Source organism: Cupriavidus sp. FW305-27 (assembly GCF_058787995.1).
Genome location: NZ_JBYTAG010000023.1, coordinates 12,179 through 32,850 on the forward strand (window position 1 = coordinate 12,179; position 20,672 = coordinate 32,850).

The window sequence follows — 20,672 nt, forward strand, 5'->3', positions numbered from 1 at the left end:
ACATTCGCCTTAATCACCATAACCCACGGAGATAGGTAAGATTTTTCCAAATCACAGCAGCATTTTCGGACGCCATAATCAGCAGAACCATTTCAATACCAATTGACGTAAAGCGAAGCGATGGCGATGTTATCGCCCAGATGACGCAATGCCGCCCCATGGACGTCAAATGTCCTAAAGTGGTATCATCACCTCCACACTCTGGTACCTACGAGGATTCGCAATGGATCAACGGCTGCAGGCTCTCAAGCCGGACGAAGCGGAGGCGACGCCGATCTACCTGCAAGTGGCGCGCAGGCTGGCCGCGGCCATCCAGGCCGGCCAATGGCGGGTGGGCGACGCGCTGCCGTCCGAGCGCACGCTGGTGGATTCACTGGAGATTTCACGCGTCACGGCGCGGCGCGCGCTGCAGGTGCTGGCAGAGGAAGGCGCGATCACGCGCAGCCGCGGCGCGGGCACCTTTGTCGCGCCGCGCCCTGAGCAGAAGGCGGCGCGGCTGGACAACTTCAGCGAGCTGGCGCGCCGGCGCGGCATGACGCCGGCCAGCGAACTGGTGGCGTTCGAACGCCGCCGCGCCACGCCCCAGGAGGCTGCGGCGCTGGCGCTGCAGGAAGGGGAAGAGATTGTCAGCCTGACCCGCCTGCGCAAGGCCGACGGGCAGGTCTTCTGGATGGATGTCACCACGCTGGCACTGGCCGTGCTGCCCGACGCCAGCGCCATCGGCGAATCGCTGTACGCCTACCTGGAGCGGATCGGCAAGCCGGTGCTGCGCGTCACCGAAAGGCTGCGCGCGATCGTCGCCGGCGAAGCACTGGCCGCGCGCCTGCAGATCGCGCCCGGCGAGCCGCTGCTGCATATCCTGCGCACCGGCTACACCCATGGCGACCAGCCGGTCGAACTGACCGACGGCTACTGCCTGAACGATTTCTACGAGCTGAAGCAGTAGTGCCCGGCACGCCCGGCAACCGGCGGCTCGACCGGGGGCGGGGTCGGATCTTCCTCTGGCGGCAACGGCAAGTCCGGGGGGATGCCCGGCGGCCCGGGCTCTTCGACCGGGGGCACGGTATGGCGCGGCTGCAGGCGCGCACCGGCGTGGGGGTTCGGCAAGGCGGGCATGCGGGGTCTCCGTGGCCGGGTTTCCTCCTCATTGAAGCAAACCCGGCCGGTGCGCGCCAGTATTGATGCAGACGCCGCTCAGGCGTGTTGCCGGCGCACGAAGAACAGCGCCGCGCCCACCGCCATCAGCACGCTGCCAAAGAAGCGGTTCTGCCAGCGCACCGCGCGCGCATTACGGAACAGCCCCTGCATGCGCGACGCCAGCAGCGCATAGCCATGCATCACCACCAGGTCCACGCAGCACATGGTGGCCGCCAGGATCGCCAGCTGCAGCGCAAGCGGCCGGTTGGGATCGATGAACTGCGGCAGCACCGCGACCATGAAGATGATGCCCTTGGGGTTGGTCACATTGGTCAGCAGGCCGGTGGCAAAGCGCCGGCGCCGGCTCATCACCACTACGCGCACGGGGGCGGTGCTGCCACCCTGGTCCGCCCCGCTCTCCACCTGCGCGCGCCATTGCTGCACGCCGAGGTAGATCAGGTACAGCGCGCCTATCGTCTTGACCACCATGAAGGCCTGCTCCGAGGCCAGCAGCAGCGCGCCCAGGCCGCCGCCCGCCACCAGCAGCACGATCACCAGCCCGGCCTGCAGGCCAAAGATGGTGGTGGTGGTCCTGCGCAGCCCGTACGAGAGCCCATGGCTCATCGACAGCACCGCGCCCGACCCCGGCGACACGGCGATCACCCAGCACGCGGCGAAAAAAGCCAACCATACTTCCCAACGCATCCCACTCTCCTTTGACGACAACCATGCCGGGGCCACGCTCCCGCAGCCACGGCACCAACAATCTTTCCTGCGACGCGGCGCGTCAGAACGGGTGGAAGCCGCCCAGGAACTGCTCCACCTGCTCGGCCTGGCGCGCGTCGCGCGCGGCATCGCCCGATTCCAGCACCACCGCCTGGTACGCGCGCGTACCCACCGCCACCAGGCGCGCCGTCAGCCGGCGCGGCGACTGGTCCTGCGGCGACACCCCGCTGGCCTGCACTTCCACGCCGGCAAGCGGGCGGCCCGGACGGTCGGCGCTCATCACGGTGACGGGCCGCGCGCGCGGCTCGCCCGACGGCGTGCCGAGGTTGGCCAGCAGGCCGGCCTGCATCGCCGCCAGCGCCTCGCGCCGCAGCGCTTCGTCATCGGCGGGCAGCGTCACCACGCCCACGGCGAACAACGTGTCGTCGACGCGCGCAGCTTCCATCGTCATCGGCAGCTTGCGCCCGGCAATGGTCACGTCGCGCGCGGCGCTGGTGGGCTTGCCCGGATAGAGCGCGGCGTAGGCGCCCTCGCCGGACTGGATGGTGCGCCAGTCATAGCGCGGTGAACAGGCGCACAGGGCGAATGCCAGCACGGCGGCACAGCACAGCAGCGGGCGGCGGACAGCGGCAGGAAAGCTCGGCGGGGGCGGCACAAGACGCATCGGGAATCCATGGGGGACGGCGCGCACAGGCTGCGGGCGGCGCTGGCGGACGCCATCGCCTGCGGGCGGAAACCGGTATTATCCCGAAAGCGGCGCTCCAGTGCTTGCTGCGCCGCTCCCGCTCCCGCTACCGCCCTGCCCCCACGTTCCAGCCATGCCTGCCGCCCTCATTGCCCGCCACGCCTTCGCCATAGCCAGCCTGCGCTGGGTGGCCGCGGGTGCGTTGCTGGCAGCCGCGGCCGGCATGCCCGCAGCCGCCGCCAGCCCCGCCCACCTGCCGCCGGCCACCGACCTGGCCGCCCACGGCACCGAGGCCGCGCGCCGCGGCGAGCCGCTGGTGGTGCTGGTGTCGATGCCGGGCTGCAGCTATTGCGACGCGGTGCGCCGCAACTACCTGGGCCCGCAGGCCGCCGCCGGCGAGATTGCCGTGCGCGAGCTCGACATGACCGCCGACACCCCGCTGCGCGATGCCGACGGCAGCCTGACCACCGCGCGCGCGTGGGCCCGGGCGCACCAGGTGCGGGTGGCGCCCACGGTGCTGTTCCTGGACCGCCAGGGCCGCGCCGCCGCCGGCCCGCTGCGCGGCATGCAGCCGGATTTCTACGGCGCCTACCTGGAACAGGCGCTGGACCAGGCACGCGCCGCCGTCCGGCGCTGAATCGATCGGGACGCTTGCGGCGGATTGCCGCAGCCCGGCCCCGCGCAGCGCGCGAACGCCTGCGGCATTAGAATGTCCCATTGCTGACCGAACCTGCCTGACCCGGATTCCATGACCACTGCTGCCCCTGCCACCAAATCCTCCCGCAAGCCCTGGCCCATCGTCGCGGCCGTGGTCGTGCTCGCGCTGCTGGGCTGGTTCGGCTACCGCGCGCTGGCGCCGGCCAATACGGCCCCGGCGGCCACCTTCACGCTGCTGTCGGGCGAGAAGGTCAGCACCGCCGACCTCAAGGGCAAGGTCTATATGATCAACTTCTGGGCCACCAGCTGCGCCACCTGCGTCAAGGAAATGCCTGACATGGTCCGCACCTATGAGCAGTTCAAGGGCAAGGGGCTGGAATTCGTCGCCGTGGCGATGAACTACGATCCGCCCATGTATGTGATGAACTACGCCAGGACGCGCGGCCTGCCGTTCAAGGTGGCGATGGATTCCGACGGCGCCGCGGCCAGGGCCTTCGGCAATGTGCAGCTGACGCCGACCACCTTCGTGGTCGACAAGGACGGTCGCATCCTGAAGCGCTATGTGGGCGAGCCCGAGTGGGATGCGCTGCACAAGCTGCTGGACGGCGCGCTGGCAAAGTCCGCGTAACGCTGTCGCTGCCAACCACCGGGAAAAGGTGCTCATCGAGCACCTTTTTTTGTTTTCATGTCCCGATCGCTCGCCGGCGGGTTGCGCTGAAACCCTGTATGGATATACAGTTGGCGCCAGCCTTTTTTGAGATTTCCGAGCCTTCCCCGAGCCCTCCCTGTGACTTTGGAACTAGCCCCCGCCGCCGACCTCGCTGCCCCTGGAGCCGATGATGTCCCCGCCTACCTGTCCCGGCTCAACCCGGAGCAGCGCGCCGCGGTGGAACACGGCAGCGACGCGCCGCTGCTGATCATCGCCGGCGCCGGCTCGGGCAAGACCAATACGCTGGCGCACCGGGTCGCGCACCTGGTGCTGGCCGGCGCCGATCCGCGACGCATCCTGCTGCTGACGTTCTCGCGCCGCGCCGCGGCGGAGATGGGACGGCGCGTCGAGCGCATCGTCGACCAGGCGCTCGGCACCCAGACCGGCGCGGGGCGCGCGGCGCTGCAGTGGTCCGGCACCTTCCACGCCATCGGCGCGCGCCTGCTGCGCGAATACGCCGAGACCCTGGGCCTGTCGCCCGCCTTCACCATCAGCGACCGCGGCGATGCCGCCGACCTGATGCACGTGGTGCGCCACGACCTGGGCCTGTCGGAGACCGCCAGCCGCTTCCCGAAGAAGGAAACCTGCCTGGCGATCTACTCGCGCGTGGTCAACACCCAGGCGCCGCTGGAAGACGTGCTCAAGCAGCAGTTCCCGCGCTACGCGATGTGGGCGGATGCGCTGCGCACCCTGTTCGCCGGCTATGTCGAGGCCAAGCAGAAGCAGCATGTGCTGGACTATGACGACCTGCTGCTGTACTGGGCGCAGGCCATGGCCGAGCCCACCATCGCGCAGGACATGGGCGCGCGCTTCGACCACGTGCTGGTCGACGAATACCAGGACACCAATGCGCTGCAGGCGTCGATCCTGCTGGCCATGCGGCCGGACGGCCGCGGCCTGACCGTGGTGGGAGACGACGCGCAGTCGATCTACGCCTTCCGCGGCGCCACCGTGCGCAATATCCTGGACTTCCCGGCGCAGTTCACGCCGGCCGCGCAGCAGGTCACGCTGTCGCAGAACTACCGCTCGACGCAGCCGATCCTGCAGGCCGCCAACGCCGTGATCGGGCTGGCGGCCGAGCGCTATACCAAGGACCTGTGGTCCGAGCGCGCCTCGGCCGAAAAGCCCGGCGTGATCGTGGTCAACGATGAGGCCGACCAGGCCCGCTACGTGGTCGAGCAGGTGCTGGCGCGGCGCGAGGCCGGCCTGACGCTGATGGCACAGGCGGTGCTGTTCCGCGCCGCCGACCACAGCGCGCAGGTAGAGATCGAGCTGGCCCGGCGCAATATCCCGTTCGTGAAGTTCGGCGGGCTGAAATTCCTGGAATCGACCCACGTCAAGGACGCGCTGGCGGTGGTGCGCTGGCTGGAGAACCCGCGCGACCGCATGGCGGGCTTCCGCACGCTGCAGCTGCTGCCCGGCATCGGCCCCAAGACCGCGGCGCGCGTGCTCGATGCGCTGGCGCTGGCCACCGAGCCCTTGTTCTCGCTGGAGCAATTCGAGCCGCCGCCGGCCGCAGCGCCCGCCTGGGCCGACCTGCTGGCGCTGGCGCGCGCGCTGATGGCGCCCACCTCGCCGTGGCCGTCGGAGTTCGAGCAAGTGCTGGCCTGGTACGCGCCGCACCTGGAGCGCCTGCACGACGATGCCGCCGCGCGCCAGGCCGACCTGCAGCAGCTGGAGCGCATCGCCGCCACCTACGGCGCGCGCGAGCGCTTCCTGACCGAACTGACGCTGGACCCGCCCAGCGCCTCCAGCGACGAATCCGGCGTGCCCTCGCGCGACGAGGACTACCTGATCCTGTCGACCATCCACTCGGCCAAGGGCCAGGAATGGAAGGCGGTGTACGTGCTCAATGCGGTTGACGGCTGCATGCCGAGCGACCTGGCGACCGGCACCACCGAAGAGATCGAGGAAGAACGGCGGCTGCTCTATGTGGCAATGACGCGGGCCAGGGACCACCTGGACATCGTGGTGCCGCAGCGCTTCTACGTGCACCAGCAGGTGGGCTTCGGCGACCGGCATGTGTATGCGTCGCGCACGCGCTTCCTGCCCAACCGCGTGATGCCCAACTTCTACAGCCGCTCGTGGCCACCCCCGCCGATGCCGGGCGAAGGGCCGGCCAGACCCGCGCTGGCGCCGGTGGACCTGGCCAGCCGGATGCGGAATATGTGGCGCTGACCAGCGCCACACATCCGTCTTACGCTACCTTCTCCAGCAGCAAACCCTTGAGGTACTCGCCTTCCGGGAATGCCGCCAGCATCGGGTGATCCGTGCCGGCCGACAGCCGCCGCAGGATGCGTGCATCGGCGCGCGCATCGGTCACCGCGCCCGCCACGATCTTCTGGAACAGCTCCATGCTGATCGCGCCCGAGCACGAGTAGGTAAACAGCAGCCCGCCCGGGCGCAGCAGCTGCATGCCGACCAGGTTGATTTCCTTGTAGGCGCGCGCGGCGCGGTCGATATGCTGCGCCGACGGGGCGAACTTGGGCGGGTCCAGCACGATCAGGTCGAACTGGCGGCCCTCGGCGCGGAATTCACGCAGGGTCTTGAACACGTCGGCATCGAGCCAGGTGGCACGCTCGGGTTCGAAGCCGTTGAGCGTGACATTGCCAGCGGCGATCTTCAGCGCCTCGCCCGACGAATCGATCGAGGTCACCGAGGTGGCGCCGCCGCGCAGCGCCGCCAGCGAGAAGCCGCCGGTATAGCAGAAGCAGTTCAGCACCTCGCGCCCGGCGGCCAGGTCGCCCACCAGCTTGCGGTTGTCGCGCTGGTCGACATAGAAGCCGGTCTTGTGGCCGTTGCGCACGTCGACGTAGTAGCGCACGCCGTGCTCGGTGACCGACAGCGCCGGATCCGGCTCGGCGCCGGCCAGCACCCCGGTCACCAGCTCCAGGCCTTCGCGCTGGCGCACGGCGGCGTCGGAACGCTCATAGACGTTGGGGCAGCCGGTTTCCTTGACCAGTGCCTGCACGATCGCGGTCTTCCAGTGTTCCACGCCGGCCGAATTGAACTGGCACACCAGCTGGCCCTTATCACCGTTGCCGTAGTAGTCGACGATCAGGCCGGGCAGCCGGTCGGATTCGCCGAAGACCAGCCGCACTGCGTCGCTGTCCTTCACCCATTGGCGCCGGTAGGCAACGGCCGCGGCCACGCGGCGCTTGAACAGGGCGTGGTCGACCGGCTCGTTTTCATCGAAGGTCCACGCGCGCGCGCGGATCTGCGACTCGGGGCTGTAGGCGGCCTTGGCCAGGAAGCGGCCGTCGGCGGCGCGCACGATCACGGTCGCGCCCGGCTCGCAGCGCCCTTCGGTCGTGGCAATGCCGGTGGCGTAGATCCACGGGTGGCGGCGCAGCAGGGATTTTTCCTTGCCGGGTTTCAGGGTGATGGTGTTCATGTTGGTATGGGGAAACTGCAGACCACCAGCAATTGAAACTGGCGCGAACGCATCAAGGCGACTCCCCTCTCCCGCGCGCGGGAGAGGGGAGAAAACAATGCGGGAAGGACAGGTTAGAGGACGACCTTCACCATCGGATGCGAAGTCAGCGCCCGATACAAGTCGTCGAGCTGCTCGCGGCTGGTGACCCACACCGTCACGGTCAGGCCCAGGTAGTTGCCGCCGCTGGAGGGGCGCATTTCCATCTTGCCGGCGTGGAAGTCGGGATCGAACTCCTGCACCAGCGTGACGATGGCCTCGGCAAAGCCGTCCTGCATCGCGCCCATCACCTTGATGGGAAAGTGGCTGGGGTATTCGATCAGCGACTGCTCCGGCGGGATGTCGCCCGGCTTGTTGCTGCCTTGCTTGTCGGTTGTCATGTCGGATTCTCCGGCACGAAACCGGCGCGCCGCATGGCGCGCCGGCTTACGCGCATTCAGGTCACTTGCGCTTGAACCACAGGCGGATGGTGTCCCACAGGCGGCCGAAGAAGCCGGCCTCGGGCACTTCTTCCAGCGCCACCACCGGGAACTCCGCCACCTTGTTGGTGCCGTCCATCAGCTTGACCATGCCCACCTGCTGGCCTGCCGAGATCGGCGCGATCAGCAGTTCCTGGCGCTCCAGCACCGGCTTGAGGCGTCCGCCGGTGCCCTTGGGCACGGTGACGAAGGTCTCGTTCTGCACGCCGATCTTGACCGTGCCGCTCTTGCCCTTGTAGATGTCCGGCGTGGCCAGCACCTGGCCCTTGTCGTACAGGCGCAGCGTGTCGAAGAACTGGAAGCCGTAGTTGAGGATCTTCAGGCTTTCCTGGGTGCGCACCTGTTCGGTGGTGGTGCCGATCACGATCGAGATCAGGCGGCGCGAGCCGTCCGGCACGTTGGCCAGCGGCCGCTTGGCCGACGAGATCAGGCAGTAGCCGGCGGACTTGGTGTGGCCGGTCTTGACGCCGTCCACGGTCGGGTCGATGTACAGCAGGCGGTTGCGGTTGGGCTGCCTGATCTTGTTATAGGTGAACTCCTTCTGCGAGTACATGGCGTAGTACTCGGGAAAGTCCTTGATCAGGCGCGTGGTCAGCGTGGCCAGGTCGACCGCGGTGGTGTAGTGGTTCGGGTCGGGAATGCCGTCGGTGTTGGTGAAGTGGGTGTTCTTCATGCCCATGCGCTGGGCCTCGCGGTTCATCATCGCGACGAAGCCCTCTTCCGAGCCGCCCACGGCTTCGGCCAGCGCCAGCGCGGCGTCGTTGCCCGACTGCACGATCAGGCCCAGCAGCAGGTCCTGCACGGTGACCGGCTTGTTGGGCTCGATGAACATGCGCGACTCGTCGCTTTTGACCTTGAGCACCACGCTGGTCGGCACCACCGCCTGGTCCAGCGTCAGGCGCTTTTCCTTGAGTGCCTCGAACGCCAGGTAGGCGGTCATCAGCTTGGTCAGCGAGGCCGGCTCGATGCGCGCATCGGCATTCTGCGACGCCAGGGCCTGGCCGCTGGTCACGTCATACAGCATCCACGACTTGGCTGCGACTTGCGGCATCGGCACGCCCTGCGCCAGGACGGCGGCAGGCGCGGCGGCCAGCACGATGGCGGCGGCGATGGCGGCGGGAGCAAAAGCGGACGAAAGGCGTGTCGTGGCTCGATTCAGCATGTTTCTGTTTTCCGACAGTAAGAAGGTGGCGCGGGGATGGTCCGGGTGGCGGCGTGCCGGCCTCACCGGTCCCACGCATTGACGACGAGCTGCTTGATCAGGTGCAGCTTGCGGTGAAAGAAATGGTCGGCGCCGGGGATCACGATCACCGGCAGCTCCTGCGGGCGGGCCCAGTCGAACACGCTGGCCAGCGGCACGGTGTCGTCCTGTTCGCCATGGATCACGATGGTGTCGGCCGGCACCTCGGCTACCTGCCAGCGGCTGGCGGCGGTGCCCACCAGCACCAGGCGCTGCGCGGGCGTGCCGGCCTCGGCCAGGCGGCGCGCCACGTGGGTGGTGACGAAGCTGCCGAACGAGAACCCGCCCATGGCCAGCGGCAGCGTTGCGGCCTGTGCCGACCACGCGGTCTGCTGGCGCATCCAGGCCACCACGGCCAGCAGGTCGTCCTGCTCGGCGATGCCGTTGTCATGCTCGCCGGCGCTGCCGCCGACGCCGCGGAAGTTGGGGCGCACCGTGGCATAGCCCAGTTGCACAAAGCTGCGCGCCAGCGTCTGCGCGACCTTGTTGTCCTTGGTGCCGCCGAACAGCGGATGCGGATGCGCTACCAGCGCCAGGCCGCGCGGCTCACCTTGCGGCAGGTCTACCGAGAGATCGATCGCACCGGCGGGACCGGCGATGGAAAGTACCTGGGTATGCGCGTTCATGATGGCGGTCAGGATGGCGGTGAAGCCAGCGCCCGGCGGGAAGCCCGGGCAAAAATGAAAAAACCGTCCGGCTGGCGGGCGGCGGAGCAATACGGCAAAGCGGCAAAACAGGGAAGCAACAAGCCGGCATGCGCCGGCTTCGGTTGGTTCAGCGGTCCACCATCAGCCGTTCGACAGGCTTGCCCTTCATCAGGTGGCTGTCGATGATTTCATCGATGTCGTGCTCGTCGACAAAGGTGTACCAGATGGCCTCGGGGTAGACCACCAGCACCGGGCCGAGTTCACAACGGTTCAGGCAGCCTGCCTTGTTGATGCGCACGCGGCCTTCGCCGCCGGCGATGCCCAGTTCCTTGCAACGCTTCTTGGCGTATTCCTGCATCGCCTGGGCGTTGTGGTTGGCGCAGCAGTTCTCGCCGGCCTCGCGCTGGTTCAGGCAGAAGAAGACGTGGTGCTGGTAGTAGCTGCTCATGCGTACGGTGTGAGAAGGCGGCCCCGGACGGCGGCACGGCCCGGACGGCATTGAACGGAAGCTCGGAATTATACGGTGTCGCGGCGGCATGGCCGCGATGGCGGCGCCCTGGCACGGCGGTCTAAGTTGCCGCCGGCCCCCATCGGGTGGCGCTTCGCGCACCTGAGATGCATCCGGCATTCCGAAACCCCGGAGTCGCGCCGTCCGGATTTCCGGAATCCCGGAGGCCGCGCGCCCCTGCCGGGCCGGTGTTTCCTTGTGAATCAACCAGTTAGCAATGCCGGTTTGACTGGCACGGCGGTTGCGAATTCCCGTCCCTGAACGCGCCGCAACCGTGACGGCGCGCGGCCCGAGCGATAGCGCCCGGGTACGGTCAACACCGAGGACGACATCATGAGAAAACCCTTCTACAAGATCCTGTACGTGCAGGTCCTGTTCGCCATCTGCGTCGGCATCCTGCTCGGCCACTACTGGCCCGACACCGGCGTGGCCATGAAGCCGCTCGGCGATGGCTTTATCAAGCTGATCAAGATGATCATCGGCCCGATCATCTTCTGCACCGTGGTGACCGGCATCGCCGGCATGAGCGACATGAAGAAGGTCGGCCGCGTCGGCGGCAAGGCGCTGCTGTACTTCGAGGTGGTGTCGACCTTCGCATTGCTGATCGGGCTGGGCGCCGCGCACCTGCTCAAGCCGGGCGTGGGCTTCAACATCGACCCGGCCACGCTGGACACCAAGGCGATTGCCCAGTACGTGTCCAAGGCGCACGGCCAGAGCACGGTCGAGTTCCTGATGCACATCATCCCGGACACGGTCTTCAGCGCCTTTGCCAACGGCGACATCCTGCAGATCCTGCTGGTGTCGCTGTTCTTCGGCGCCGCGCTGGCCGTGCTCGGCGAACGCGCGCGCATCGTGGTGCAGCTGATCGAGCAGGTCTCCAAGGTGTTCTTCCATATCGTCCACGTGATCACCAAGGTGGCCCCGATCGGCGCCTTCGGCGCGATGGCGTTCACCATCGGCAAGTACGGCCTGGGCTCGCTGGTGCCGCTGCTCAAGCTGATCGGCACCTTCTACTTCACGGCCATCATCTTCGTGCTGGTGGTGCTGGGCACGATCGCACGCATGACCGGCTTCAGCATCGTGCGCTTCATCTCGTACATCAAGGAAGAGCTGCTGATCGTGCTGGGCACCAGCTCGTCGGAAGCGGCGCTGCCGCACATGATGGAGAAGCTGGAAAAGCTCGGCTGCTCGCGCTCGGTGGTGGGCCTGGTGGTACCCACCGGCTATTCGTTCAACCTGGACGGCACCAACATCTACATGACGATGGCGGTGATCTTCATCGCGCAGGCCACCGGCATCGAGCTGACGCTGATGCAGCAGCTGACCATCCTGGCGGTGGCGATGATCACCTCCAAGGGCGCCAGCGGCGTGACCGGCTCGGGCTTCATCACACTGGCCGCGACGCTGGCGGTGGTGCCGACCATCCCCGTGGCGGGCATGGTGCTGATCCTCGGCATCGACCGCTTCATGAGCGAGTGCCGCGCGCTGACCAACATCATCGGCAACGGCGTGGCCACGGTGGTGGTCTCGGCATGGGAGCGCGAGCTTGACCGCGAGCGCCTGGCCAGCGTGCTGAACGGCGGCAGCGGCGATGTGGCGGATCTTGCCGACGTGGGCCAGGGCGTCCGCTGAGGGCGCCACCACCGCTGCGCGGACGGCTGCCCCGGCCGCCCGCCAGCAGGTATCATCGGCGCGACAGCCCCCGCGCGCGCCGATGACCCACTCAGACGATTTTCTCGCCGTGCATGACCCCGCCGCCACCCGTCCGGCCCACGCGCCGGACGTCGGCAGCGGGCGGTGGTGGGGCTTTGCCGTGGCGCTGGCCGCGGGTCTCCTGCTGCTGTGCGCGCTGACCTGGCTGGTCTCGGTCCAGCGCGGCCTGGCCAGCCTCCAGCAAAGCACGGCCACGCGCGCCGACCGCTACGCCGCCACGCTGGAAAGCACCCTCGACCGCTACGAATTCCTGCCCGCGCTGGTCTCGCTGCACCCCTTCGTGCGCGGGCTGCTGGACTCCCCCGACGACCCGCAACGCGTGGCCGCCGCCAACCAGTACCTGGCGGAGGTCAACCGCCGCGCGCATGCCTCGGCCACTTATGTGATCGCCGCCAACGGCATTGCGCTGGCGGCCAGCAACCACGGCCAGCCCGGCAGCTTTGTCGGCACAGACTACCGCTTCCGCCCCTACTTCCAGACCGCCGCGGGCGGCAAGATGGGGCGCTTCTATGCCATCGGCATCACCAGCGACGAGCCCGGCTACTACCTCGCGCAGCCGGTCGAGTCCGGCGGCAAGGTCATCGGCGTGACCGTGGTCAAGCTCAACCTGGAGTGGTTCCAGCGCGCCGGCAGCGGCGCCGAGCCGCTGATGGTCAGTGACGACCATGGCGTGATCTTCCTGTCGTCAGTATCGGCCTGGCAGTACCGCACCCTGCGCCCGCTGCCGCCGCCGCTGCAGGCCGAGATGGAAAAGACACGCCAGTACCACGGCCGCGCGGTGACGCCGCTGCCGCTGGAGCCGCTGACCTCGCCGGTCACGCGCTGGCTGGCGGACACCACGCTGGCCGACGGCGCGCGGCTGGTGCGCGTGCGCGACGAATCGCCCGCCAGCAAGACCACCTCTGCCCCGGACGGCGCCGAACGCACCGGCCCCCCCGCTACCTGGAACTGGACCGCACGGTCGGCGCGGCTGGCTGGACCATGCAGGTGATGGCGCCGCTGGAGCCGGTGCTGGCCAATGCGCGCAACGCCACCGTGGCGGCGGCGCTGGCCTATGCCTGCATCTGCCTGCTGCTGGTCAACTGGCGCCAGCGCCGCCAGCGCGCGCGCGACATGCAGTACAGCCGCCGCCTGCTTGAGGCCGCCTACGACCAGCTGGAGCGCCGCGTCGAGGCCCGCACCGCCGACCTGATGGCGATCAATGAAAAGCTGGAAGATGAAGTGGCCGAGCGTACCCGTGCTGAAAGCGAGCTGCGCGCGGCCCAGGACGAACTGGTGCAGGCCAGCAAGCTGGCCGCGCTGGGGCAGATGGCGGCCGGCATCACGCATGAGCTGAACCAGCCGCTGGCGGCGCTGCGCACGTTCTCGGACAACACCCGCGTGCTGCTGGAGCGCGGCCAGCTGGCCGCGGCCGAAGGCAACCTGACCGCCATTGCCGACCTGACCGAGCGCATGGGCAAGATCACCGGGCAGCTCAAGCTGTTCGCCGGCAAGGCGCGCCCGGTGCACCGGCCGGTCGCGCTGCGCGCCGCGGTCGATCATGTGCTGGCGCTGCTGGCACCGCGCCTTGGCGCGGTCACCGTCAACGTCACCGGCCTGGACGCCCTGCCCGGGCTGGCCGTGCGCGCCGATGAGCTGAAGCTGGAGCAAGTGCTGCTGAACCTGCTCGGCAACGCGCTGGATGCGATTGCGGCGGCCGCACCGGCGCAGGGACAGATCGATCTCGAGGTGCAGGCAGAAGACCACGCCGTCACCATCGTCGTGTGCGACAACGGCACCGGCATCGCGCCGCAAGCGCTGCCGCGCCTGTTCGAACCCTTCTTCACCACCAAGGAAACCGGGCAGGGTCTGGGGCTGGGGCTGGCGATCTCGTCGTCGATCGTGCGCGAGTTCAACGGCCAGCTGAGCGTGGCCAACGTGCCCGGCGGCGGCGCGCAGTTCACGCTGGTGCTGGCGCGCGCCCCCGCCATCGATCCGGCGCCATCGGTTTCCGCCTCTCAATGAGTATTGCCATGCAAGACGGTCTGCGTGTCCTGTTTGTCGAAGACGAGCCGCTGGTGCGCCAGGCCACCGCGCAAAGCCTGGAGCTGGCCGGCTTCGCGGTGCTGGCGCTGCCCTCCGCCGAGGCCGCGATCCCGCACCTGCACGGCGCCTTTGCCGGCGTGGTGGTGACCGACGTGCGCCTGCCCGGCGCCAGCGGGCTGGACCTGCTGCAGCACTGCCGCAACGCCGCGCCGGGCGTGCCGGTGATCCTGGTGACCGGCCACGGCGACATCACCATGGCCGTGCAAGCCATGCGCGAAGGCGCCTACGACTTTATCGAAAAGCCCTTCGGCGCCGACCGCCTCACCGACACTGTGCGCCGCGCGCTGGAACGCCGCGCGCTGGAACTGGAAAACCAGGCGCTGCGCCGCGAACTGGCCGGCCCCGCGGCGGGCACGCGCATCATCGGCCGCTCGCCCGCGATCGGGCAGGTGCGCGCGCTGGTGGCCAATGTCGCGCCCACCGACGTGCCGGTGATGATCAACGGCGAGACCGGCACCGGCAAGGAACTGGTGGCGCGCAGCCTGCACGCGCTGTCCGGCCGCGCCGAAGGCCCGTTTATCGCGCTGAACTGCGGCGCGGTGCCCGAGGCCATCTTCGAGAGCGAGATGTTCGGCCACGAGGCCGGCGCCTTCACCGGGGCCGGCAAGCGCCGCATCGGCAAGCTCGAGCATGCCTCGGGCGGCACGCTCTTCCTCGACGAGATCGAGAGCATGCCGCTGGCGCTGCAGGTCAAGCTGCTGCGGGTACTGCAGGAAGGCTCGCTGGAGCGGCTGGGGTCGAATGCCTCGGTGAAGATCGATGTGCGCATCGTCGCCGCGGCCAAGGGCGACATGGATGCGCTGGTGGTACAGGGCAGCTTCCGCGAGGACCTGTATTACCGGCTGAACGTGGTCACCATCGCGCTGCCGCCGCTGCGCGAGCGGCGCGAGGACATCGTGCCGCTGTTCGAGCATTTCTCGCTGGTGTCCGCGGTGCGCTACCAGCGGCCGGCGCCGATCCTGTCCGAGGCGCAACGCCAGGCACTGGCCCAGCGTCCCTGGCCGGGCAATGTGCGCGAGCTGCGCAATGCGGCGGATCGGATGGTGCTGGGCGTGCCGGAGGGCGGGCAGGCAGGTGCGCAGGCCGCGGGCCCCGATGAAACCGCGCCGCTGCGAGAGCGGATGGAGCACTTCGAGCGCGCGGTGATTGCGGATGCACTGGCACGCACCGGCGGCGCTGTCAGCCAGGCGGCGGACTTGCTGCAAGTCGGCAAGGCCACGCTCTATGACAAAATCAAGCGCTACGGGCTGTGATGTCATGCTGCCTTCATTGCGCTGCCATGCCGCCGTCACATTGGCGGCCTATTCTTCGATGGCGGCTGCGGCATTGGCAGGTGCCCGCCGTGTGTATCAATCTTCGTGGTAATTGACGGCCCCGCGTATGCGGGGCGTTTTTTTGGGTTGTGCACCCCGCCCCGCCACTTCACACTCGCCACACATTCCCCTCACCCCCGCTGGCCAGACTGGAGCCCTGCCATCTCCGGGACCCGCCATGCCCTCCTTCGACTACGACATCGTCATCGCCGGCGCCAGCTTTGCCGGCGCCGCCTGCGCCCTGGCCGCGGCGCGCGCCGGCCTGCGCGTGCTGGTGCTGGAACGCAAGACCGATCCCGGCGACAAGCTCCACACCACCGGCATCCTGGTCAAGGAAGCCATCGAGCAGACCTGGCTGGGCCGCGCGCCGGCCGATTGCGTGCACCGCGTGGAGCAGGTGCGGCTGTACTCGCCCAGGCTGCGCAGCATCGACCTGAGTGCGCCCGGCTATTATTTCCACACCACCGATACGCCGCGCCTGATGCGCTGGCTGGCCGCCGAGCTGGTGCGCCACCGGGTCGAGCTGCGCCTGGGCCAGGCGTTCGTGGGCGCGGTGCCGCGCAACGGCGGTTGGCATGTGACCGGCGTGGGCAATACGCGCTATCTGGTCGGCGCGGATGGCGCGAAATCGCGCGTGGCCCAGTGTGCCGGGCTGGGGCGCGTGCACAGCTTCCTGTATGGCGTGGAGTATGAGTTCCCGGGACTGGCGCTGCCCGAGCCGGGCGCGCTGCACTGCTTCATCACCCGGCGCTTCGCACCCGGCTATATCGGCTGGATCGCGCAGAACCCCACCGGCGTGCAGGCCGGCCTGGCGCTGCGCTACCTGCCTCGGCACGGCCGCGCGCCAGACCTGGACGGTCTGCTGGCGCATGTGCGCGAGCGCGCCGGCCTGCCGCAACTGGCGCAGCCTGCGGCGACGCGCGCGGGGCTGATCCCATGCGGCGGCCCGGCCTTCCCGCTGGCGCGCGACGGCGTGATCCTGACGGGAGATGCCGCCGGCATCGTGTCGCCGGTCACCGCCGGGGGCATCCACTATGCCTTTGCCCATGGCGAGTCGGTCGGCCAGGCCGTGGCCGCGCACCTGCTGCGCGGCGGCCCGGCCCCGGAAGCGGTCGCCACCGCCGGCGCGCCGCGCTTTCGCGCCAAACGTGCGCTGCGCTGGATGTTCGACCGCTTCCAGTGCGACTGGCCCTTCGACCTGATGCTGTACTCGCCGCCGCTGCGCTGGGCGGCGGAGCAGATCTATTTCCACAAGCGCCGAGGCGAGGATCCCGCGCCGCCGCCGCGCGCAGCCACCAGCGCCTGACCGGCTGGTCCACTGAATCACTGAAATGGGAGGCGAAGGACATGTCATGCGGGATGCAGCGCTAGGGCGAAGCAGGGGTTTCGGATTGCATGGCAATCCGCCTGCGTAGCGGCATGCGCTTGCAAGCGCATGTGCGCCCTGCAAGGGCAGGGCGCCGCAATAGCACGGCTATTGCGAGCATTTGCAACGACGCGATGCGCCCGCATGACATGGCAGGCGCCGACCGATTTCAGTGATTCAGTGGACTAAAATGCCGGGCATGGAACAACCGCGGATCCTGGTGGTGGAAGACGAGCAGGCCATCGCCGACACCATCCTCTATGCCTTGCGCACCGACGGCATGCTGGCCGAGCACTGCACGCTCGGCGGCGTCGCGCTCGAGCGCATGCGCGCCGGCGCGGCCGACCTGGTAATCCTGGACGTGGGCCTGCCGGATCTGAGCGGTTTCGAGGTCTGCCGCACGCTACGCACGTTCAGCAATGCGCCGGTGGTCTTCCTGACCGCGCGCCATGAAGAGATCGACCGCATCGTCGGGCTGGAAATCGGCGCCGACGACTACGTGGTCAAGCCCTTCTCGCCGCGCGAGCTGGCCGCGCGCGTGCGCGCCATCCTGCGCCGGGCGCGCGGCGGCGGTGCTACCGCGGCGAAGAGCGACGAAGTTGCCGGCTTCACGCACGACAAGGACGGCGCGCGCCTGGCCTACCGCGGCCGCTGGCTGGAGCTGACCCGCTACGAGTACCTGCTGCTGGCCTGGCTGGTGACACATCCGGGCCGCATCTACTCGCGCGCGCAGCTGATGGAGTGCGTCTGGGAAGATGCACTCGACACCAGCGACCGCACCGTCGACACCCATATCAAGACCCTGCGCGCCAAGCTGCGGGAGGGTTCCGCCGACGGCGCCGAGCGCATCCGCACCCATCGCGGCATGGGCTATTCGCTGGAACCCTGAGCGCACGCCATGCATATCGGCCTGCGCATCTTCTTCGGCTTCTTCCTGATCGTGGGACTGGCCACGGTGCTGACGCTGCGCGTGTTTGTGCAGGAGGTCAAGCCCGGCGTGCGCCAGGCCATGGAAGACACGCTGATCGACACCGCGCACGTGCTGGCGGCGCTTGCCGCCGACGACATGAAGGCCGGACGCATTGCCGACGGCGATTTCGCGCGGCACATGGCGGCGCTGCGCGATGTGGCGGTGAATGCCGATGTGTCGGGCCTGCACAAGGACAGCATCGGCTACCGCGTCTACGTGACCGATGCCAACGGCATCGTGCGCTTTGACTCCACCGGTACTGACGTGGGCCGCGACTATTCGCGCTGGAACGATGTCTACCTGACGCTGCGCGGCAAGTACGGCGCACGCAGCACGCGCACCGACCCCGACGACGACGCCAGCACCGTGATGCACGTGGCCGCGCCAATACGCGACGCGGACGGCGAGCGCATCATCGGCGTGCTGACCGTGGCCAAGCCCAATGCGGCGATGGCGCCCTTCATCGAGCGCAGCCAGCGCAAGATCCTGCTCTACGGCGGCCTGCTGATCGGCGCTGCCTGCGTGATCGGGCTGGCCTGCACGCTGTGGCTGGCGCATGGACTTGGCCGGCTGCGCGGGTATGCGCGCGCGGTGGCGGCCGGCGAGCGCGCGGAGATGCCGCTGCGCGGCGGCAGCGAGCTGGCCGAGCTGGGCCGTGCGGTGCAGGGCATGCGCGAGCGGCTGGAAGACAAGCAGTATGTCGAGCACTACATCCACACGCTGACCCATGAGATGAAGAGCCCGCTGGCCGCGATCGGCGGCGCCGCCGAGCTGCTGCAGGAAGAGATGCCGGCGGCGGACCGCCAGCGCTTCGTCGCCAATATCCGTGCACAATCCGGGCGGCTTGAAACCATGATCCGCAAGCTGCTGGCACTGGCCGATGTCGAGCAGCGCCAGCGCCTGGAAGTGCGCGAGCCGGTGCGGCTGGCGCCGCTGCTGGCGCAACTGGGCAGCGAGCTGGAACCGCGCGCGCGCCAGCGCGGCGTCACGCTGCGGCTGGCCGCCGACGCCAGCCCGGACCTGGTCGCCGGCGATCCGTTCCTGCTGCGCCAGGCCATCGCCAACCTGCTGGAGAATGCCATCGATTTCGCCCCGCCGGACAGCGAAGTCATGGTGCGGCTGGAGCGCCGCGGCGGCGCGCTGGCCATCGCCGTCGCCGACCAGGGCCCGGGCATCCCCGACTACGCGCTGCCGCGCGTGTTCGAGCGCTTCTACTCGCTGCCACGCCCGCACGGTGCGGACAAGAGCACCGGCCTGGGCCTGTGCTTTGCACGCGAGGTGGCAACGTTGCATGATGGCGATGTAACGCTGGCCAACCGCCCCGGCGGCGGCGCGCTGGCGGAACTGACCCTTCCGGCCGGGTAGTTCGACGAGGTGACCGGACCGGCATAGACTGGGGCTTCTAACGTGACCGCGCTGAAACTCCCTATAATCGAACGACCGTTCATTTAGGGCACCTGCACTGTGCCCGTCAGTAGTTCAGGAGACACCATGCCCGCCGCCAAGCAACTGCCCCAGGCCCTGCAGAACCTGGCCCTGCCCGTCATCGCCTCGCCCATGTTCATCGTCAGCTACCCGGAGCTGGTGCTGGCGCAGTGCAAGGCCGGCATCGTCGGCTCATTCCCGGCGCTCAATGCGCGCCCGGCGGAGCTGCTCGACGAGTGGCTCACCCAGATCGAAGGCGAGCTGGCCACCTTCAAGGCCGCCAACCCGGGCGCGCAGGTGGGCCCGGTCGCGGTCAACCAGATCGTGCATACCTCGAACGCGCGGCTCGAACACGACGTAAAGGTGTGCGTGGACCACAAGGTGCCGATCTTCATCACCTCGCTGCGCGCACCGGTCAAGGAAATGATCGACGCGGTGCACAGCTATGGCGGCATCGTGCTGCACGACGTGATCAGCATGCGCCATGCCGAGAAGGCGATCGAGGCCGGCGTCGACGGCCTGATCCTGGTGGCCGCCGGCGCCGGCGGCCATGCCGGCATGCTGTCGCCGTTCGCGCTGGTGGGCGAGGTGCGCAAGATCTTCGACGGCCCGATCGCGCTGTCGGGCTCGATCGCCACCGGCGAGGCGGTGCTGGCCGCGCAGGCCATGGGCGCGGACTTTGCCTACGTCGGCACGCGCTTTATCGCCTCGCAGGAGGCCCACGCGGCGGAATCGTACAAGCAGTCGATCACCAGCTCGGCCGCCGCCGATATCATCTACACCAACCTGTTCACCGGCGTGCACGGCAACTACATCCGCGAAAGCATCAGCAACGTGGGGCTGGATCCGGACAACCTGCCGGTGGCCGACAAGAGCAAGATGGACTTCTCCAGCGGCGCCTCCAAGGCCAAGGCATGGAAGGACGTCTGGGGCGCCGGCCAGGGCGTGGGCCAGATCCACGACATCCCCACCGCCGGCGAAATCGTCGCGCGCATGAAAGCGGAGTACGATGCCGCCAAGGCGCGCCTGGGTATCGCGCGCTAACCGAGGTTTTTACCGGGCCGCTATTGCGGCCCTTCATTCAACCATTGCCTGGTCCAAGCTCCACCACCCCGCCCGATTCCGACGCCACGTTGAGCCGCCGGCAGCAGGCGCTGCGCGCCATGTGGGTGGTGCTGGGCGCGGTCTTCCTGCTGCTGGGGGTGATCGGCATCTTCCTGCCGGTGCTGCCGACCACGCCATTCGTGCTGCTGGCCGCGGCATGCTTCGCGCGGGGGTCACAACGCTTCCATGAATGGCTGCTGGGGCATCCCCGCTTCGGGCCGCTGGTCAGTGACTGGCAGCGCTATCGCAGCATTCCCTTCCGGGCCAAATGCCTGGCGTTGTCGATGATGTGGGCGTCGATGGGGACGACCGCGTGGCTGCTGCGGGCGCGGCCGATTGCTTCGGCGGCGCTGCTGGCTTGTGCGGTGGGGGTGAGCGTGTGGATGGTCAGGCTGCCGACGCGGCCGGTGGAGGGGGGGAAGTCCTGACCTGCCCTGCATCAAAGGCCCCGCCCATGCGGGGCCTTTGACTTGTC

19 protein-coding genes and 1 pseudogene are annotated in these 20,672 nt (G+C 68.6%); 12 read left to right on the forward strand and 8 right to left on the reverse strand.

All coding sequences use genetic code 11. The features are described from left to right. The first annotated feature begins 223 nt into the window (after window positions 1–223). On the forward strand, window positions 224–946 hold the full coding sequence (locus AC3WRI_RS13320; protein ID WP_010814853.1) for a GntR family transcriptional regulator: 723 nt from the start codon (window positions 224–226) through the stop codon (window positions 944–946). Here AC3WRI_RS13320 and AC3WRI_RS13325 read toward each other — a convergent pair. The 3 genes from AC3WRI_RS13325 to AC3WRI_RS13335 all read right to left on the reverse strand — a co-directional run bounded on the left by AC3WRI_RS13325 (window position 928) and on the right by AC3WRI_RS13335 (window position 2,527). After that, the gene (locus tag AC3WRI_RS13325; protein WP_081050386.1) at window positions 928–1,116 is read right to left on the reverse strand and encodes a hypothetical protein; all 189 of its coding nucleotides are present in this window, start codon (window positions 1,114–1,116) and stop codon (window positions 928–930) included. The genes AC3WRI_RS13320 and AC3WRI_RS13325 overlap by 19 nt on opposite strands. A 78-nt stretch (window positions 1,117–1,194) precedes the next feature. Further along, window positions 1,195–1,842 (reverse strand): LysE family transporter, encoded by a 648-nt coding sequence (locus AC3WRI_RS13330; RefSeq protein WP_492293409.1) that lies wholly within the window; start codon window positions 1,840–1,842, stop codon window positions 1,195–1,197. Between the two features lie 82 nt (window positions 1,843–1,924). Next, on the reverse strand, window positions 1,925–2,527 hold the full coding sequence (locus tag AC3WRI_RS13335; RefSeq protein ID WP_010814855.1) for a hypothetical protein: 603 nt from the start codon (window positions 2,525–2,527) through the stop codon (window positions 1,925–1,927). A gap of 154 nt (window positions 2,528–2,681) precedes the next feature. Here AC3WRI_RS13335 and AC3WRI_RS13340 point away from each other — a divergent pair, with 154 nt between their 5' ends. The 3 genes from AC3WRI_RS13340 to AC3WRI_RS13350 all read left to right on the forward strand — a co-directional run bounded on the left by AC3WRI_RS13340 (window position 2,682) and on the right by AC3WRI_RS13350 (window position 6,092). Further along, window positions 2,682–3,185 (forward strand): SoxW family protein, encoded by a 504-nt coding sequence (locus tag AC3WRI_RS13340; protein ID WP_439671196.1) that lies wholly within the window; start codon window positions 2,682–2,684, stop codon window positions 3,183–3,185. Window positions 3,186–3,296: 111 nt separating this feature from the next. Then, complete coding sequence (locus AC3WRI_RS13345) at window positions 3,297–3,833, forward strand: TlpA disulfide reductase family protein (protein ID WP_439671195.1); 537 nt, start codon at window positions 3,297–3,299, stop codon at window positions 3,831–3,833. 159 nt (window positions 3,834–3,992) lie between these two features. After that, complete coding sequence (locus AC3WRI_RS13350) at window positions 3,993–6,092, forward strand: ATP-dependent helicase (RefSeq protein WP_492293410.1); 2,100 nt, start codon at window positions 3,993–3,995, stop codon at window positions 6,090–6,092. A 19-nt stretch (window positions 6,093–6,111) separates the two neighbouring features. Here the strand turns inward: AC3WRI_RS13350 and AC3WRI_RS13355 are convergent, their stop codons facing one another. From AC3WRI_RS13355 to AC3WRI_RS13375, 5 genes are all read right to left on the reverse strand, one after another. Continuing rightward, the gene (locus AC3WRI_RS13355) at window positions 6,112–7,308 is read right to left on the reverse strand and encodes a class I SAM-dependent rRNA methyltransferase (protein ID WP_492293411.1); all 1,197 of its coding nucleotides are present in this window, start codon (window positions 7,306–7,308) and stop codon (window positions 6,112–6,114) included. 113 nt (window positions 7,309–7,421) lie between these two features. After that, on the reverse strand, window positions 7,422–7,727 hold the full coding sequence (locus AC3WRI_RS13360; protein WP_010814860.1) for a YbeD family protein: 306 nt from the start codon (window positions 7,725–7,727) through the stop codon (window positions 7,422–7,424). A gap of 61 nt (window positions 7,728–7,788) precedes the next feature. Continuing rightward, on the reverse strand, window positions 7,789–8,988 hold the full coding sequence (locus AC3WRI_RS13365) for a D-alanyl-D-alanine carboxypeptidase family protein (protein ID WP_010814861.1): 1,200 nt from the start codon (window positions 8,986–8,988) through the stop codon (window positions 7,789–7,791). 62 nt (window positions 8,989–9,050) lie between these two features. Next, the gene (locus tag AC3WRI_RS13370; protein WP_010814862.1) at window positions 9,051–9,692 is read right to left on the reverse strand and encodes an alpha/beta hydrolase; all 642 of its coding nucleotides are present in this window, start codon (window positions 9,690–9,692) and stop codon (window positions 9,051–9,053) included. 148 nt (window positions 9,693–9,840) lie between these two features. Then, window positions 9,841–10,161 (reverse strand): (2Fe-2S) ferredoxin domain-containing protein, encoded by a 321-nt coding sequence (locus tag AC3WRI_RS13375; RefSeq protein WP_010814863.1) that lies wholly within the window; start codon window positions 10,159–10,161, stop codon window positions 9,841–9,843. Between the two features lie 390 nt (window positions 10,162–10,551). On the opposite strand from AC3WRI_RS13375, the gene AC3WRI_RS13380 reads away from it, so the two are divergent. From AC3WRI_RS13380 to AC3WRI_RS13415, 8 genes and pseudogenes are all read left to right on the forward strand, one after another. After that, a complete protein-coding gene (locus tag AC3WRI_RS13380) occupies window positions 10,552–11,853 on the forward strand; it encodes a dicarboxylate/amino acid:cation symporter (RefSeq protein ID WP_492293422.1) in 1,302 nt (433 codons plus the stop codon). A gap of 82 nt (window positions 11,854–11,935) precedes the next feature. Further along, a pseudogene (locus AC3WRI_RS13385) lies at window positions 11,936–13,938 on the forward strand (sensor histidine kinase). Between the two features lie 8 nt (window positions 13,939–13,946). Then, window positions 13,947–15,272, forward strand: coding sequence for a sigma-54-dependent transcriptional regulator (locus AC3WRI_RS13390; RefSeq protein WP_041687124.1), 1,326 nt, complete (start codon window positions 13,947–13,949; stop codon window positions 15,270–15,272). 238 nt (window positions 15,273–15,510) lie between these two features. Next, window positions 15,511–16,638: an NAD(P)/FAD-dependent oxidoreductase gene (locus AC3WRI_RS13395; RefSeq protein ID WP_010814867.1), complete on the forward strand. Its 1,128-nt coding sequence runs from the start codon at window positions 15,511–15,513 to the stop codon at window positions 16,636–16,638. A gap of 250 nt (window positions 16,639–16,888) precedes the next feature. Further along, window positions 16,889–17,587: a two-component system response regulator CreB gene (gene creB, locus AC3WRI_RS13400; protein WP_492293412.1), complete on the forward strand. Its 699-nt coding sequence runs from the start codon at window positions 16,889–16,891 to the stop codon at window positions 17,585–17,587. 9 nt (window positions 17,588–17,596) lie between these two features. Then, window positions 17,597–19,033: a two-component system sensor histidine kinase CreC gene (creC, locus tag AC3WRI_RS13405; RefSeq protein WP_492293413.1), complete on the forward strand. Its 1,437-nt coding sequence runs from the start codon at window positions 17,597–17,599 to the stop codon at window positions 19,031–19,033. A 126-nt stretch (window positions 19,034–19,159) separates the two neighbouring features. Beyond that, the gene (locus tag AC3WRI_RS13410; protein ID WP_010814870.1) at window positions 19,160–20,137 is read left to right on the forward strand and encodes an NAD(P)H-dependent flavin oxidoreductase; all 978 of its coding nucleotides are present in this window, start codon (window positions 19,160–19,162) and stop codon (window positions 20,135–20,137) included. 119 nt (window positions 20,138–20,256) lie between these two features. Continuing rightward, window positions 20,257–20,625, forward strand: coding sequence for a YbaN family protein (locus AC3WRI_RS13415; protein WP_439671757.1), 369 nt, complete (start codon window positions 20,257–20,259; stop codon window positions 20,623–20,625). The last annotated feature ends 47 nt before the right edge of the window (window positions 20,626–20,672 follow it).